The sequence below is a fragment of the Sphingobacterium micropteri genome (assembly GCF_014692515.1).
Classification (GTDB): domain Bacteria; phylum Bacteroidota; class Bacteroidia; order Sphingobacteriales; family Sphingobacteriaceae; genus Sphingobacterium; species Sphingobacterium micropteri.
This window is the reverse complement of the sequence record NZ_JACOIK010000004.1, coordinates 360044-375163: the sequence shown is the minus strand read 5'-3', so window position 1 is coordinate 375163 and position 15120 is coordinate 360044. Positions and strand designations below refer to the sequence as shown.

The 15120-nt window shown below is 40.2% G+C and carries 22 protein-coding genes; 19 read left to right on the top strand and 3 right to left on the bottom strand.

Going from position 1 to position 15120, the window contains the following annotated elements; translation table 11 throughout:
* Window positions 1-230 precede the first annotated feature (230 nt).
* The 16 genes from H8B06_RS07695 to H8B06_RS07625 all read left to right on the top strand — a co-directional run bounded on the left by H8B06_RS07695 (window position 231) and on the right by H8B06_RS07625 (window position 8538).
* Window positions 231-437 carry a ParB/RepB/Spo0J family partition protein gene (locus tag H8B06_RS07695; RefSeq protein WP_190993697.1) on the top strand — a complete coding sequence of 69 codons (207 nt, stop codon included), beginning with the start codon at window positions 231-233 and terminating at the stop codon, window positions 435-437.
* Window positions 437-919: a hypothetical protein gene (locus H8B06_RS07690; protein WP_190993696.1), complete on the top strand. Its 483-nt coding sequence runs from the start codon at window positions 437-439 to the stop codon at window positions 917-919. The genes H8B06_RS07695 and H8B06_RS07690 overlap by 1 nt, the downstream gene beginning before the upstream one ends.
* A gap of 350 nt (window positions 920-1269) precedes the next feature.
* Entirely contained in the window at window positions 1270-1764 is a 495-nt protein-coding gene (locus tag H8B06_RS07685) for a hypothetical protein (RefSeq protein WP_190993695.1), read from the top strand.
* Window positions 1765-2006: 242 nt separating this feature from the next.
* Window positions 2007-3443, top strand: coding sequence for an RHS repeat domain-containing protein (locus tag H8B06_RS07680; protein WP_317170872.1), 1437 nt, complete (start codon window positions 2007-2009; stop codon window positions 3441-3443).
* Window positions 3437-3718, top strand: coding sequence for a hypothetical protein (locus H8B06_RS07675; RefSeq protein WP_190993693.1), 282 nt, complete (start codon window positions 3437-3439; stop codon window positions 3716-3718). Before H8B06_RS07680 ends, H8B06_RS07675 begins: the two co-directional genes overlap by 7 nt.
* Before the next feature lie 382 nt (window positions 3719-4100).
* Window positions 4101-4274 carry a hypothetical protein gene (locus tag H8B06_RS20630; protein ID WP_223857524.1) on the top strand — a complete coding sequence of 58 codons (174 nt, stop codon included), beginning with the start codon at window positions 4101-4103 and terminating at the stop codon, window positions 4272-4274.
* Window positions 4274-4618, top strand: a complete 345-nt coding sequence (locus H8B06_RS07665) for a DUF2019 domain-containing protein (protein WP_190993692.1) — start codon at window positions 4274-4276, stop codon at window positions 4616-4618. Before H8B06_RS20630 ends, H8B06_RS07665 begins: the two co-directional genes overlap by 1 nt.
* 187 nt (window positions 4619-4805) lie before the next feature.
* Window positions 4806-5084 carry a hypothetical protein gene (locus tag H8B06_RS07660; RefSeq protein WP_190993691.1) on the top strand — a complete coding sequence of 93 codons (279 nt, stop codon included), beginning with the start codon at window positions 4806-4808 and terminating at the stop codon, window positions 5082-5084.
* Window positions 5085-5089: 5 nt separating this feature from the next.
* Window positions 5090-5695, top strand: coding sequence for a DUF4304 domain-containing protein (locus tag H8B06_RS07655; protein ID WP_190993690.1), 606 nt, complete (start codon window positions 5090-5092; stop codon window positions 5693-5695).
* Window positions 5696-5760: 65 nt separating this feature from the next.
* Window positions 5761-6225 carry a hypothetical protein gene (locus H8B06_RS07650; RefSeq protein WP_190993689.1) on the top strand — a complete coding sequence of 155 codons (465 nt, stop codon included), beginning with the start codon at window positions 5761-5763 and terminating at the stop codon, window positions 6223-6225.
* Between the two features lie 162 nt (window positions 6226-6387).
* On the top strand, window positions 6388-6714 hold the full coding sequence (locus H8B06_RS07645; protein WP_190993688.1) for a hypothetical protein: 327 nt from the start codon (window positions 6388-6390) through the stop codon (window positions 6712-6714).
* 114 nt (window positions 6715-6828) lie between these two features.
* Window positions 6829-7011, top strand: coding sequence for an SMI1/KNR4 family protein (locus H8B06_RS20945; RefSeq protein WP_394370020.1), 183 nt, complete (start codon window positions 6829-6831; stop codon window positions 7009-7011).
* A 6-nt stretch (window positions 7012-7017) separates the two neighbouring features.
* Entirely contained in the window at window positions 7018-7296 is a 279-nt protein-coding gene (locus tag H8B06_RS07640) for an RHS repeat-associated core domain-containing protein (RefSeq protein WP_190993711.1), read from the top strand.
* Window positions 7297-7433: 137 nt separating this feature from the next.
* Window positions 7434-7634 (top strand): hypothetical protein, encoded by a 201-nt coding sequence (locus H8B06_RS07635; RefSeq protein ID WP_190993687.1) that lies wholly within the window; start codon window positions 7434-7436, stop codon window positions 7632-7634.
* 379 nt (window positions 7635-8013) lie between these two features.
* Window positions 8014-8361, top strand: a complete 348-nt coding sequence (locus H8B06_RS07630) for a DUF2019 domain-containing protein (protein WP_190993686.1) — start codon at window positions 8014-8016, stop codon at window positions 8359-8361.
* A 21-nt stretch (window positions 8362-8382) separates the two neighbouring features.
* On the top strand, window positions 8383-8538 hold the full coding sequence (locus H8B06_RS07625) for a hypothetical protein (protein ID WP_190993685.1): 156 nt from the start codon (window positions 8383-8385) through the stop codon (window positions 8536-8538).
* Window positions 8539-8639: 101 nt separating this feature from the next.
* Here the strand turns inward: H8B06_RS07625 and H8B06_RS07620 are convergent, their stop codons facing one another.
* Window positions 8640-9248 carry an acyl-CoA thioesterase gene (locus H8B06_RS07620; protein WP_223857523.1) on the bottom strand — a complete coding sequence of 203 codons (609 nt, stop codon included), beginning with the start codon at window positions 9246-9248 and terminating at the stop codon, window positions 8640-8642.
* Window positions 9206-10471, bottom strand: a complete 1266-nt coding sequence (locus H8B06_RS07615; RefSeq protein ID WP_190993684.1) for a DUF819 family protein — start codon at window positions 10469-10471, stop codon at window positions 9206-9208. Before H8B06_RS07615 ends, H8B06_RS07620 begins: the two co-directional genes overlap by 43 nt.
* 154 nt (window positions 10472-10625) lie before the next feature.
* Between H8B06_RS07615 and H8B06_RS07610 the strand changes: the two genes are divergently transcribed.
* The gene (locus H8B06_RS07610) at window positions 10626-11696 is read left to right on the top strand and encodes a Gfo/Idh/MocA family protein (protein ID WP_190993683.1); all 1071 of its coding nucleotides are present in this window, start codon (window positions 10626-10628) and stop codon (window positions 11694-11696) included.
* A 32-nt stretch (window positions 11697-11728) separates the two neighbouring features.
* Here the strand turns inward: H8B06_RS07610 and H8B06_RS07605 are convergent, their stop codons facing one another.
* Entirely contained in the window at window positions 11729-12352 is a 624-nt protein-coding gene (locus H8B06_RS07605; RefSeq protein WP_190993682.1) for a 7-carboxy-7-deazaguanine synthase QueE, read from the bottom strand.
* A 233-nt stretch (window positions 12353-12585) separates the two neighbouring features.
* Between H8B06_RS07605 and thrS the strand changes: the two genes are divergently transcribed.
* Both thrS and infC read left to right on the top strand, forming a co-directional pair.
* Complete coding sequence (gene thrS, locus H8B06_RS07600; RefSeq protein WP_190993681.1) at window positions 12586-14511, top strand: threonine--tRNA ligase; 1926 nt, start codon at window positions 12586-12588, stop codon at window positions 14509-14511.
* Between the two features lie 47 nt (window positions 14512-14558).
* The gene (gene infC, locus H8B06_RS07595; RefSeq protein WP_394370019.1) at window positions 14559-15086 is read left to right on the top strand and encodes a translation initiation factor IF-3; all 528 of its coding nucleotides are present in this window, start codon (window positions 14559-14561) and stop codon (window positions 15084-15086) included.
* Window positions 15087-15120 lie beyond the last annotated feature (34 nt).

Sequence of the window (15120 nt, the reverse complement as noted above, 5' to 3'; positions counted from 1 at the left end):
CACCGAACCTCTAACAACGCTCAGATCCACCGCCATTATCTTAAATGAATCATCAAACTTTCTATGCATCTCTACAAATTTAAAATTACTTATTAAATCTGTCTCGCACTAAAGGTAGCAACTCCAATACGACGAGTACGCCGATTGTGGAGGATGCGGTTCAGGTGACTAGATTGGGAACGTATGAGATGGAGATTACTCATGGCCTTACAAAATCTAAAAATGCTTTCGTGAAACTTAAAGCTGATATAAAGCTAAACGGTATTCAGGAACCAATAAAATTTGTAGAACATAATGGAAAAAGATTTGTGGTTGATGGGCACCATCGTTTAAGGGCAGCTAAAGAATTGGGTATCGAAAATGTTCCGGCACAGCAAGTGAAATTACCTTATGCTGGTTATAAAACAGTTAGTGATTTAATTTATTCCCCTTACTAATGGCGATTTGGCAATATACATTTCTAGTTTTACCAAAGGACGGCGTCCAGGTCTTATCCACTTCCACTAATAATGGTTTAGGCAAGACTATAGATGGTTTTGAAGATGATAGATATTGGAAATACAGTACCATCAAACGAGATTTATTTAACGCGGTTGGACATATTTTGCCAAAGAGCAAATCATGGAGCAATGAGATTGATTTATATGGGAACCAAGATTCGAACTGTTTTGAGGTGTTTTTTGATAAGGAAGATACAATACAATCTGTCTCCTTCAGAATAGATTTTAAGGATAATTATAGATCAATATTACAGGGCATATTGGAGTTTTGTAGGCATAATGGATTAATAGTATTAGATGAGAGTTTGAGCATCGTTCCATTAAATTATGAATATACCCATCGTATAATTTTGACTTCGCCTCAGCGTAAAAAGTATAATCAAATGTCTGAAAACGATCAAGATGGTCGAGACATTTAATTTATCATAAATATTGTTGGGCGTGTTATGGCCGACTTGCAGTTTTGACTGCAGGAGCATTAATAGAAGACGGTATGGTTGTCTATGTGGATATTTCACTGTGCGTGACCATGCGATTCCGTCGCGGATTGACCATTTGGCATTATAGTTTATCGTAATATGAATATATTGCTTAGGTAGCTGTAAAGCGATTTTTTCGGTGATCATATCACTCCGAATTCGGTGGTCAGGGATTTTCGGAACGACGTGGTCAATGCTGCCGGAATCTCCACTAAGTAGCATACAATTTTTTAAAGAAGAAAACGGTATTTGGTTATCTGACCCAATACCGTCAAAACACATAATAATTAATGGAATTAATAGAAATAAAAGGTCTTTTTGAGATGGATTTTGGCTCTCCATCACCAACAATATTATCAAACGATAATGAGCTGTTTATTGCTTTTTATGCAGATAGACAAAATTCATCTACTATCCCCCAAGAACGGAATATCATTCATGACACAGGGATTTTTGCTTTGAAATTTAAAGTGTATTTAAAATATGCATTTGGATTACCTGGGGAAGAAACAATACAAGGACATCCATATAGTAAACTTGGGATGAAGTCTTACTCATTTTATGAGCTAAAAAACTCAGAATTAATTAAATCATTGCAGGATATAGAAAAAGTACATCCACAATATAATCCAAAAAAATGGGAAATGTATAGACATTATATATTAACCTTCCACGACAATATGTTTGAATGTATCGCCCAGGATTTTGAAATTAGAGAAGAAAATACATCACTTTATAATCAAGCGGCAGTAATGCTTAATGAATTGTCAATAAAGGATTTTTAAGTTCACAGAACTGCGATGTTTTAACTACCTTATTTTTCGGATCTTTGTTGTTTAACATCAAAGAAATCTTGCTTGCTTTGATAAAGTGGTCAACGGTAATGAGCAAACATTTCTTTTCGGGCAGGGTTGCGATATCTTAAAACCTTTTTTACACAGTTGGTCTTTAAACAGGTCGGCCTGTTCGTTCTCACCTAACAGGTAGTCTACTGTCGTACCGGGATCAGCTGGTACAGAGCAACTGAGTGGTGTCGGATTACAGCCAGCACAGTTTTAGTGGTCAGCAGGGCAACATCAAAATGCTGCAGCGAACAAACGGCAGCGGTGTGCAGATTGCCAATTATACCTATAACTATACCACTAACAGCAACCGCTTAGCAAATATTACAAACTACGCCAGCTATAGCTACGATGCGATCGGGCAACTGGCCAGCGAGGTAAAGGGAAGCCAGGGGCGTTATCTTGACTACGATGCCTCGGGCAAGGTGACTGCAATCTACAGCGATGCCGCCCATACGCAGCGCATATTGAGCTTTGCCTACGATGAGGACGGCAACCGGATTAAGAAGCAGGACCATCTTCAGAACGTGATCACCTGGTATGTTGACGGTAATGTGTATAATGGCAGCCAGCTGATCGAGCAGCCTATTCCATACGGACAATATTATCGAACGGGCAATGTGTACCGTTACCAACTGACGGACCACGTGGGATCGGTGCGGGCCATCATCAACCGGAATAAGCTATCCAATGGAAATGCGGATATTATATATTATGCCGACTATTATCCTTTTGGCTCTATCATCCAATCGGCAGGAGTTTCTTCTCGCTACGGCTATCAAGGCGAATATTCGGAAAAAGATGGGGAGACTGGTTGGAATAATTTCTATCTTCGTAACTACGATCCTGCGATAGGACGTTGGTTGAGTACGGATCCTTATGGGCAATACTGGTCTCCGTATGTGGGGATGGGGAATAACCCGGTGATGAGGTTTGATCCGGACGGGGGGTGGGATGGAGGCGGTCTATGGGGCTGGTTGAAAGGTGTATTTGGGAAAAGTTATCCCGCGGGGCATGAAAAGAACCCTATTGCGATTGACGAAGTAGTTGTTACTGCTTATAAAATGCCGAGCTGGCAAGACGTTGAACAAAACCGAGCAACGATTAGCGCTTCGTTACCACTTTTTAACCTTACCAGTCAGAGTCATAGGCAGTCGATGTATAATTATCAGGAGATGTTAGCGAATGCTAATTATAATGATATGTCTCATCCTGCTACCGCATTGGCAATTGGACAAAATGTTGCTAACTTTGCTGGTGGTGAGGTTGTTTTAGCAAGGTCGCTATCTGCTTTGAAGATGGCTGAGGGAGGATATAGTACAATATATAGGGCTGTATCGCAAGCAGAGCTTGATGACATTGCAAAATTTGGTCTTAGGACGAAGTCAGGAGGATATGAATTGGGGAAGCTATTTGCGCCAACACTAAAAGAAGCCACGCAATTTGGTAAATACAATTTTGGGTTAGACGGAATACCTAATACAATAATAAAAGTACGAGTGCCTAATAGCATCTTAAATGGTGCTAAGAAATTTGGTGCTGACGGTATGAATGCGATTTCAATTCCCGCTAATCAGTTACATTTATTAAAAGCTAAACCTTTAAACTATAGCCCGTGGTAAAAATAAGAGCATATATCAAGCTTTATCGAAATGTCCGGCGAACACCGTTTAGGACAGGATATAGACCTTTATTCGATTTTATTGAAGAAATGAAAACATCAGGCAGAATTGATTTGATAGATAGAAAACAATTTTACCCCGGAGATGAAGGAGAAGTTAAAATCGTTTTTTTGAATAGGGATTATTTAGGTGATGATTTTGATATAGGAAAAACATTCCTTTTTGGAGAAGGATCGGATCCTCTGGGAGAAGGTGTTGTAAAAGAAATATTATAAAACAGAACGAAGTTGTTTTATTAAAATATTTCTGTTTGTTTTTGTTGCTAATGTGAAAGTAGCAAGTGCAACTATTGCTTTTTCCAGATTTTCAGAAAACAACAACTTCAATTTCTTTTCATGGGAAAAACCAAAAGTGGTTTTCAAAGTTGCTGAAAATGATTTGGCAAATTGTTGTCAAAATGAGTAGGATTTAGTATATCATAGAGGGGGAAAGGACTTGAAGCAGTTGTCATTAATGAGATAAGACAAGGATCTAATTCTTTTTTAGCCTTTTAAGAGCAATGGGACCAGCGGGACAGGCATGGCATCTATTGTTGAGCAAAAGCCAAGCAACATCGCAAAGTTTGGAGTTTAAACAATCCACAATACAAGGTAGCTGATGAAAATACCTCATGGCGCAGGATCTCTTCATGCTAAAGTGTCCGGCTATTATTCTTCCAAACAACCATTTACGGGAGGACAAACGGTCAGACAATGGCGAAGTACCCAAAGCTATCAGCAACAGTATGATTTTGGAATTAAAACTTTAAAACAATTTGATTGGACACCGTAATGAAAATAAAAGATATAGAAACAGCCTTGGAAATCTTTGAAGAAGCTTGTATTAAGCATTCAGAGGCAACAGAACAGGGGGATTATAAAACAGCAAACAAGTATTATGCTAAGATTATTAAGGCAGCAACTTTTTTAAAAAGTGAAAATGCAATTAGTAATCTTAAAGATTATTTGTCCAGTTCTTTTGTTGGCATTCGATTGTGGGCTGCTTGTTATTGGTTAGCGGTCAATGAACAGGAGGGGATAGAAGTATTGGAGGAAATTGTAAAAAGTACAGGGATACATTCATTAACAGCGGAAACGACTTTAAGCGAATGGAAAAAAGGAAATTTAAAGTTCTAAATCAAAAAACCATGAAAAATCAAGTTTTTTTATATCATCGCTAATTTACTTGTTTTAATAAAGTGGTCACGGTAGTTAACAAACATTCCTTTTCTTTTTCGGGTAGTGTTGCAATAAGTAAGATATTGTAAATTATAGGAACTGGGGTAGAGAACTTGAAGAAGTTGCCGCTAAGACGAGTACTTCGTTGATACAAGCAAATAGAACAGCAGAAAATTTGTTTAGGGATGAATTGGCAGCAGCAATGAGAGAAGAGGGACGTGTTGTAAATACCGAAGTTTACAAGTGGACACCATTTGGTAAGCGTTATATGGATTTAGATGTTTGGCATAATGGGGTTAATTTGGGTGGTATAGAAACTAAAGTAGGTGGTTCTCGTTACCTTCCTTTACAAAAATTAAAAGATGCTTGGCTTGGAGCTAATGGTTATCCTGTTCAACTCGTAAGAAAACCTATAAATTGGTAAGTAATATGGATATATTTAAAGAACTTATTAATACGATAAACCCATCATTGAAAAAAATGGGCTTTAATAAAAAAGGGAATAATTTTTATTTAGAAGTGGATAAAAATTATGGTATTGTTAATTTTCAAAAAAGTAGAGAAAGTACTAAAGAAATAGTATTATTTACTATAAATTTTGGTGTATATTCTGATGTCTTAGGAAGATTACAATATGCCTATAATAATTTGGTAAAACCTGAAATAGAGCAATGCCATTGGCAGTCAAGGGTTGGGAATTTTATGCCGAATAGTCCTGACTATTGGTGGAAAGCTAATCTATCAAGCGACCTAAATGCTATTGTCTCTAATGTATTGAAATCTGTTCACGATGTTATTATGCCTGAAATTAATAAGCGATTATCTGATGAAGGTTTGATAGATTGTTGGATGAGCGAAACTTTTGCAGGGACTACAGAAATTGGCAGGTTTAAATATTTGACATCGCTACTAAAGTCAAAAGGAGATTTTAATACTTTAAATCAAGTTGCTGAAGCTTTTATGGAGAAATCAAAAGGGAAACCTAATGCAAATATTGCAACGGAGCATTTAAAGGAAATAGAATATAGCAAATAACCAAGACCACCCGGAATTGGTGGCTTTGGTTATTTAGCGAAAGCTTTTTTGTTTTAAAATTTTGGATGTATGTATCAATGACGTTGAACAGGACGTTTTTGGTATCAGCGTCCATTTTTTGTATGATCCGCCACAGCCATACGGAATATACGATACTTGGGGCGCTAAAGCGTGTCGAACTGGGGGACAAGCTGCAGGGCATCGACCGAGTAACGATTAGTGCATCGTTACCTCTTTTTAACCTTACCAGTAAGAGTCATAGGCAGTCGATGTATAATTATCAAGAGATGTTAGCGAATGCTAATTATAATGATATATCTCATCCTGCTACCGTATTGGCAATTGGACAAAATGTTGCTAACTTTGCTGGTGGTGAGGTTGTTTTAGCAAGGTCGCTATCTTTTTTAAAGTCTGCTAAGACGGGAGCTACAGGAGCACAGTCTTCCGTAGCCTTTGAAACTAAGTTAGCAAGCAATCTATATCCAAGAAAAGTTATTACACTCACTTTAAGGCTGCCAATACTTCTTTAAGTAATGCAATGGCTTCTGACGCAACTTTTGCAAATTCAATGTCTAAATTGGGGATTTCAATCCCACGTTCATCAACAGGAAGTATGTTTTAGAATACAATGCATCCTGAAGGTGTAGGCGGAATGTCAATTTGGGAAAGGTAAAAAAAGTAAATAACAGAATATGAAATTAGTTGAATTAATAAAATACTTGACCCGCACTGAAAAGTTAGATGAACTGTATCAGGAGCAGGGACTGAATGTAGAATCCGAAGCCTTATTAATCTATTTACAAGGGGATTTAAATTTGGAATCAGAAGTCTCCATTTTTGAAATAGAGGAAACAGAAGATGACCTTATTTTTGAAAAAGAAGGAATGCAGTATGTTCAACTGTTCCCCTTGGATTATGCAATAGAATTAATAGAATCTGACTTAGACCTGAAAAACAAAGGGTATTCTGATTTAGAGATAGCCCAAAGGCTCTTGGAATACAGACAAAAGGATGTATAAAAAGAAGGTGTCCCAAAAGGAAGGGTGCTGAAAAACTCCCCATAAAAAGGCTCAAGAAAAGGAGTGGAAACAATAGTTTTCTTCTCCTTTTTTGGTACCTTACAGTAGGTACCAATTGCTCACGATCCAGGAGGTAATCTGGTCTGTATTTCATGTGATAGTGATGATAAAGGATGTATTTACTTTTGGAATCACGAAAATGACTTGGATTATACTTTATATAGCTGCCAGCTGATCGAGCAGCCTTACCCTCATGTATCTACTACCGCCAAGAGGGTGTCTACCACTATCAACTGACGGGCCATCATCCAATCGGCCGGTATCCCATCTCGTTACGGTTATCAGGGCGAATATTCGGAAAAAGATGGGGAGACCGGTTGGAATAATTTCTATCTTCGTAAATACGATCCTGTGATAGGACGTTGGCTGAGTACGGATCCTTATGGGCAATACTGGTCTCCGTATGTGGGGATGGGGAATAACCCGGTGATGAGATTTGATCCAGACGGAGGATGGGATTTGATCCAGACGGAGGATGGGATGGAGGCGATCCAAATAAACCAGCTTACACGGTATTGTTGAAAGAAGTTGTTGTTACGGCTAAATCTTCGTGGAATTGAGCTGTAAATAGCTTCAATAATGTTAATTGGGCACAGCAATGGGATAGCTTTCAATGTGGTTTACCCGTATGGCAATCATCGAGAAAGTTTGAGTCCGCCGTGTACAATGGTGACTATGTTGGCGCAATGGGTCATTTCGGAGCAAATTATAATGCGCCGAAGGCTCCTGATTGGCTGAGTAATAAGTACGTTTCGGGATTTTCGAATATCGTCGCGGGTCATGAGATTCAGAATATGCAGAATGCGCTGAATACCTATCAACAGTACGGTTTTCAAGCGTATATATATATCACAGCATAGGAAACGCACATTCAGAGAATAGCTTTGCATTTGCTACTGGAGGTTATGGTCCGGTAAGAGGAAGTGCAAGAGTCGGCACGAGAGGATTTAGTTCTTTTAATGCGTTTAAAAAGGCTTATGGCCCAGCAGGAAAGGGAAACGCCTGGCATCATATAGTTGAACAACATGCGGATAATGTCGCAAAGTTTGGAGCTGAAAATATTCACACTGTAAACAATCTTATTAAGATTCCTCATGGCGCAGGATCTCTTCATGCTAAAATAACAGGACATTATAACTCTTTAATGCCAGGTACAAGTATGAGAGTTAGAGATTATGTGAAGACTCTTAGCTTCGAAAAACAATATCAATATGGAATTAATAAATTAAATGAATTTGGATGGAAACCATGATAACCAAAGAAAAAATAAAAGAAGAATTTTTAATAAATGCTATCGAACACGGAGAGGCATACTCTAACGGAAACTATAAAAAAGCCAATAAGCTTCATGCAAAACTACATGATTTGTATAATTATGCTAAAAAATGGAATCAAGTGGAAGTTTTTAGTGAATTATTACAGGATAAAAATGAGAGTGTGAGGCTTTGGTCTGCAATTTTTACATTAAAGTTTAATCCAGAAGTTGCAGAAAAAATCTTGATAGGATTGAAAAAAGAATCGGGCGTAAAAATGACCGCAGAAACAACACTTCAATTATGGAAAGAGGATAAATTAGACTTATTGTAAAAGTATCAACTGACCGATCACGTGGGTTCGGGAAGGGCGATCATCAACCGTACAAAGCTATCCAGCGGAAATGCGGACATTATATATTATGCCGACTATTATCCGTTTGGTTCCATCATCCAATTGGACATTTCGCTGGGACTAACCATGCGGTTCCGTCGCGGATTGACCATCTGACATTATAGTCTGTCGTATATGGAAATATTGCTTAAGTGGTTATAAAGCCGCTTTTTTGATAATTATATTATTCCGAATTCGGTGGTCAAAGATATTCGAAATCATGTGGTCAATGCTGCCGGAATCTCCACATAATCATCTGCTTTCGGGATAGCCTCAAAAATAGAATGCCATTCGTCGGGAATGACGGTTAATTTTCGTTTATGGAGGTCTAACCAAGCACCGTCTATCTCCACCGTTGCTGCTTTTATTCCATTCTCTTTATAAATCTCGTGCCGAAACGAGAATCGAAAATTTTTGAGGTTAAGCTTGGTCATTTCTACCTTTACGGTTATACGTTCGTCAAGCCCAATTTCGCGATGATAGACGAGCTCTTCTCTAAACAAAATAGGACCAATATGATATTTGGCAAATTCCGCGAGTGAAAGCCCTGCTTTGGTCAGCATATTACTTCGCGCCTGTGCACAAAAATCGGCATAGGCCGAATGCCTAAGATGCATGTTTGGGTCTAGTTGAGCCCAGAGTACCTGGCCTTCGTAATAAATATTTTGTTCCATTTTATTTTTGTTTCGTTGTTCGTAATTAACTTCGTTGAGCCCTTCGGGGTTATCTTCGATGAGCTCGCAAGCTCGGTTATCTTCGATGAGCCCTTCGGGGTTTATAAAACCTAACCCGGAGACACCAATTGCATCAGTATAGCCGTCAACCATCCGGCGTAGGTGCCGATAGCATAGCTGAATACCGATAGAATAACCCCTACAGAGACAAGAGAAGGGTGAAAAGCCGCAGACGTAACAGTAGCGGATGCGACACCACCGACATTCGCCATACTGCCGATAGCATAGTAGAAAAAAGGTGCTTTCATTAGTTTCCCAACCCATAACAGGAGCAACGCGTGAATACTTATCCAAATGATTCCAACGATAAACAAACCCGGATTTTCCAAAATAGCGGTAATATCCATTTGCATACCAATGGTGACAATCAACATGTACAATATTACGGTAGCTATTTTGGATGCGCCTGCGCTTTCTAGTTTGCGTGCCGGTGTAAAGGAAAGGATAATGCCGATCAGCGTCGCAAATAAAATAAGCCAAAAAAAGCTGTTTGTTAACGAGAATTTTTCCAATTCCGGAAAATGGATTTCCATGTACGATGTGATGGGATTCGCGAAGAGCGATGCCAATCCTGTACCTCCTAGAGCAAGTGATAACATGAACACCAAATCTTTCGTTTCCGGTATACGGATATTTGCTTTTTGTTGTTGATCCATCCTCTTGGTCAAGGTTTCCAACTCCGCGGTGTCGGCTTTAAAATACGCATTGAATCGCTGTTGTTTCGATGCCCCATACAAGAGGAATGCCATCCATATATAAGCAACAAATACATCAACGGTAATAGTGGCGGAAAAAAGTTCTTGTGAAGGTTGGAGTATTTCCCGGAGTGCTGCCTGGTTGGCACTGCCACCAATCCAGGAACCGGCGAGTGTTCCTAACCCACGCCAGACCTCATCGGGGCCGGCACCACCTACAACGCTTGGTGCAACAAGAGATGTCATCCAAACAGCCAGCGGACCACCTATAATAATGCCAATCGTGCCTGTGAAAAACATCAAACCCACACCCTTACGTAAATTCCACATTTCTTTGAGATTTAAGCTTAACGTGAAAAGGATGAGACAAGCTGGGAGAAAAAACCGACTACCGATACTTGTAAGAGGAGAGTTTTCGCCGTCGATGATGTTGGCAGAATTGAGTAGACCAGGGACAAAATAACAAAGTAATAATGGCGGAATGACGGAATAAAATTTGACAACGTATTTGTTTTTCAGGCTCGCTGTGTAAAACACAAGACCTAAGACGATCATTAATATCCCCAGTACAGCAGCATTATCCTCTAGGAGAGGCGTAACTTCTCTGATAGCATTTTGCATATTTTCCGGTAATTGCTAAATTGCTCGTGAATTTATACAATCTTTTTTTGAAACCGTAACATATAAGATATTTTATCAAGAAGAGCGCCTAATAGCCGCTACGCTTATGGTAATTTGGAGGGGATTGTTGGTTTATTTATAACTTTATATAATTGTGGAGCAAATTAAAGTATTGGTTGTAGGCTGTGGTAATATGGGAGCATCGCATGCTGCCGCCTATCATAAATTGGACGGGTTTGAGATTGTCGGCCTGGTAGCCAGAGGAGATAGTAAACATCGTGTTAACAAGATGTTGGAAACCGCCTACCCCACATTCGACGATTATGATGACGCATTGTGTCAAACGGCGCCGGACGCAGTATGTATTGCTACATATCCCGATACACATGAAACGTATGCCTTGAAGGCGTTCACAGCCGGAGCGCACGTTTTTATGGAAAAGCCATTAGCGGATAGTGTGTTGGGAGCAGAACGGGTAGTTCAGGCAGCTAAAGATGCGGGAAAGAAGCTCGTCGTGGGGTATATTCTACGTTACCATCCATCTTGGATTAAATTTATCGAAATAGGAAAAACATTGGGGTCTCCGTTGGTGTTCCGTATGAATTTAAACCAGCAAAGCCAGGGGTACATGTGGGATGTGCACCGAAATCTGATGAAAAGTTTAAGCCCTATCGTGGATTGTGGCGTGCATTATATCGATGTGATGTGTCAGATGACGGAGGCTCGTCCCGTTCAGGTGTCTGCTATTGGTGCTCGTTTAACCGACGATATTCCATTGGGAAATTATAACTACGGGCAGCTGCAGATTCATTTTGATGATGGCTCGGTAGGTTGGTACGAAGCCGGGTGGGGACCGATGATAAGCGAAACGGCTTTTTTTGTCAAAGATGTGATTGGCCCTAAAGGTGCGGTATCCATTGTTGCTCATAAAGCTGGTGGAGGAGGTCAATCTGATTCCGTGGAAGCCCATACCCAAACAGAATCATTACGGATACATTATGCGGATATAGACGAAAATAATAGATTCATTAAACCCGATGAATGGATAGATTTGACGGATGAGCCTACCCATCAGGAACTCTGCGATAGGGAACAGTTGCATTTTCTGCGTGCTATAAGGGAGGATTTAGATTTATCCAAATCTATGGAAGATGCAATCAACAGTTTACGGATTGCTTTTGCCTGCGATGAGTCCGTGAAAACCGGTGGTTTTGTGATTTTATAGACTATCCCCTCTTTAACACTTGATACCGCCTGTTACGGTATATTCAAATACTTATGTGTTTGGAGCGAAATTTCCCATTGTGGATTTTCCTTTACATATTCGATAATCAAAGGGGTCATTTCCGTCATTTTAGACCATTCGGGCTGTAGGTATAGCTTGCAGTTTTTACCGACAAACCGGGCATGTTCTTCTGCCCATTGAAAATCGCTTTTGTTGAAAACAATGACCTTTAATTCGCCGGCAGCATTCAATACGTCCGGGCGCGGACCTTTGAATTTTTTAGGCGATAAACATATCCAATCCCAATAACCAGATAAGGGATAAGCACCCGATGTTTCTATAAAGGTTTGTATGCCGGCTTCTTTTAAGCCTCTTGTGAGGTAATCTAAATTATAGAGTAGGGGCTCGCCTCCCGTGATAACCACCGTTTTGGCAGGGAACTTTTTTGCATTTTCTACAATGAGGTCTGCGGATGTCAACGGATGCAGTTCGGCGTCCCAGCTTTCTTTAACGTCGCACCAATGGCATCCTACATCACAGCCTCCTAAACGAATGAAATATGCTGCCTTTCCAGTATGGTATCCTTCGCCTTGTATCGTGTAAAATTCTTCCATGAGTGGAAGCAATGTGCCGTCTTCCGGAACTTGATTTGACATTTTCTGCATTTTTGAGAGTACAAAGATACGAAAAAAAACGACGTAGGGACGTGTCCGAGCATGCTCCGGGTTTATTGTATACGCACGGTAGAACGTATAAAAACGACTTCCGTTTTAAGCATATATTGAATATCTTTGCTTTCGCAACGTTACGGGGTATTTACAGCTTAGTATGCTGGCGCTCTGTAATTGCTAGGTTTCATTTTTTTAATAAATTAAAATCATATTCGTAGATGATTAACATTACACTACCTGACGGGTCTGTCCGTCAGTATGAAAAAGGGACTACGGCTATGCAGGTAGCACAGTCGATTTCTGAAGGTTTAGCTAGAAATGTGCTAGGTGCGGAAGTAAACGGTGAAGTATGGGATGCATCCAGAGCGATAGAAGAAGATGCTTCTGTCAAATTGTTGACCTGGAACGATGATAAAGGAAAATCTACTTTTTGGCATTCGTCTGCCCATTTACTGGCAGAGGCGTTGGAGGCATTGTACCCGGGGATAAAATTTGGGATCGGTCCGGCAATTGAAACCGGATTCTACTACGATGTAGATTTTGGTGACCGGGAATTTTCATCCGACGACTTCAAGCAGATTGAAGACAAGATGTTGGAACTGGCGAAGCAAAAAGAAACGTTTGAACGTAAGCCAGTTTCGAAAGCAGATGCTTTGGCGTATTTTACAGAAAAAGGCGATGAGTATAAGTTGGATTTGATCAAGGATTTGGAGGATGGCAAAATTACTTTTTATACACAGGGTAATTTTACGGATCTCTGCCGTGGACCACATATTCCGCATACCGGCGTTATTAAGGCTATTAAATTGACAAATGTCGCTGGTGCATATTGGCGCGGAGATGAAACACGTAAGCAACTGACTCGTATATATGGCGTTAGTTTTCCGAAAGCATCTGAGCTAACCGAGTATTTAAAATTTATTGAGGAAGCGAAGAAACGCGACCACCGTAAGCTCGGAAAGGAATTGGAGCTTTTTGCTTTTTCGGAGAAAGTAGGAGCGGGGCTACCGCTTTGGTTGCCTAAAGGAGCTACTCTTCGTCAAAAATTACAAGAATTTTTGCAACGGGCGCAGGTAAAGGCAGGTTATGAACCTGTCGTAACACCACACATCGGACATAAACAATTGTATATTACTTCGGGGCATTATGAGAAGTACGGAGAAGATTCGTTCCAACCGATTCAGACACCGGTGGAGGGAGAGGAGTTTTTTCTGAAACCTATGAACTGTCCGCACCATTGCGAGATATACAAGACAAAACCTCGCTCCTATAAAGACTTGCCTGTACGGTTTGCCGAATTTGGTACCGTTTATCGTTACGAACAATCTGGCGAATTACACGGCCTAACGCGCGTAAGGGGATTCACACAAGATGATGCCCACTTGTTCTGCAGGCCAGACCAGGTAAAGGAAGAATTTAAGAAGGTAATCGATTTAACGTTGTATGTGTTTAATGCATTGGGCTTTGAAGATTATACGGCCCAAGTTTCCTTACGTGATCCGGAGAACAAGACAAAATATATCGGTACGGATGAAAATTGGAATCTTGCAGAAACGGCAATTATGGAAGCGGCTTCAGAGAAGGGACTTTCTACGGTCGTTGAGTATGGTGAGGCAGCGTTTTACGGTCCTAAACTTGATTTTATGGTAAAGGACGCTTTAGGTCGAAAATGGCAGTTGGGTACTATTCAAGTGGATTATAATCTGCCGGAGCGTTTTGAACTGGAATATACAGGTAGCGACAATCAAAAACATCGTCCGGTGATGATTCACCGCGCACCGTTTGGGTCCTTGGAACGATTTATTGCCGTGCTTATTGAGCATTGTGGAGGCCAGTTCCCATTATGGCTTGCTCCAGAGCAATTTATAATTTTGCCAGTGTCCGAAAAATATGAAGAAACTGCAAAAACTCTTTTAGATTCGCTAAATAATTCCGATATTTGCGGACTGATTGACGTTCGTGATGAGAAGGTTGGTCGTAAGATTCGTGATGCGGAAGTGAAAAAAATCCCGTATATGTTGATTGTAGGGGAGAAAGAGGTGGAAAATGGCACAGTTTCTGTTCGTAAACACGGGTCTGTAGATCTAGGCTCCATGAGTCCACAGGCATTTAAGGAATTATTAATTAAAGAAATAACCGTTTAATATTTAAACATTTGGCATTAAAAAGATCAGGTGGTTTTAGACCGCCAATGAGAAAGAAAGAACCAGAACATCGCATTAATGAATTCATCAGAGTACCTGAGGTACGTTTGGTGGGGGATAATGTTGAGCAAGGCATTTATCCTACTCGTAAAGCATTAGAAATGGCCGACGAGTTGGAACTTGACTTAGTGGAGATTTCGCCAAATGCCAATCCTCCTGTTTGTAGGGTCATTGATTATAGCAAGTTTGTATACGAGCAGAAGAAGAAGCAGAAGGAGATTAAAGCGAATGCGAAGCAAACTGTTGTTAAGGAGATCCGTTTTGGACCAAACACCAGTGATCACGATTTCGAGTTTAAACTAAAACACGCCATGAAGTTTTTGGAGAACGGCGAGAAAGTTCGTGCATATGTGCACTTTAAAGGACGTGCTATCGTTTTCAAAGAACAGGGAGAGATTTTGTTGTTGCGCTTCGCGCAAGCATTGGAGGATTATGGAAAGGTAGAATTGCTGCCTAAACTAGAAGGTAAGCGAATGTTCTTAACGCTTGCCCCAAAGACTGCTCCGAAAAAATAAATACGAGAATCTAACAGATTGATATAAAATTTAA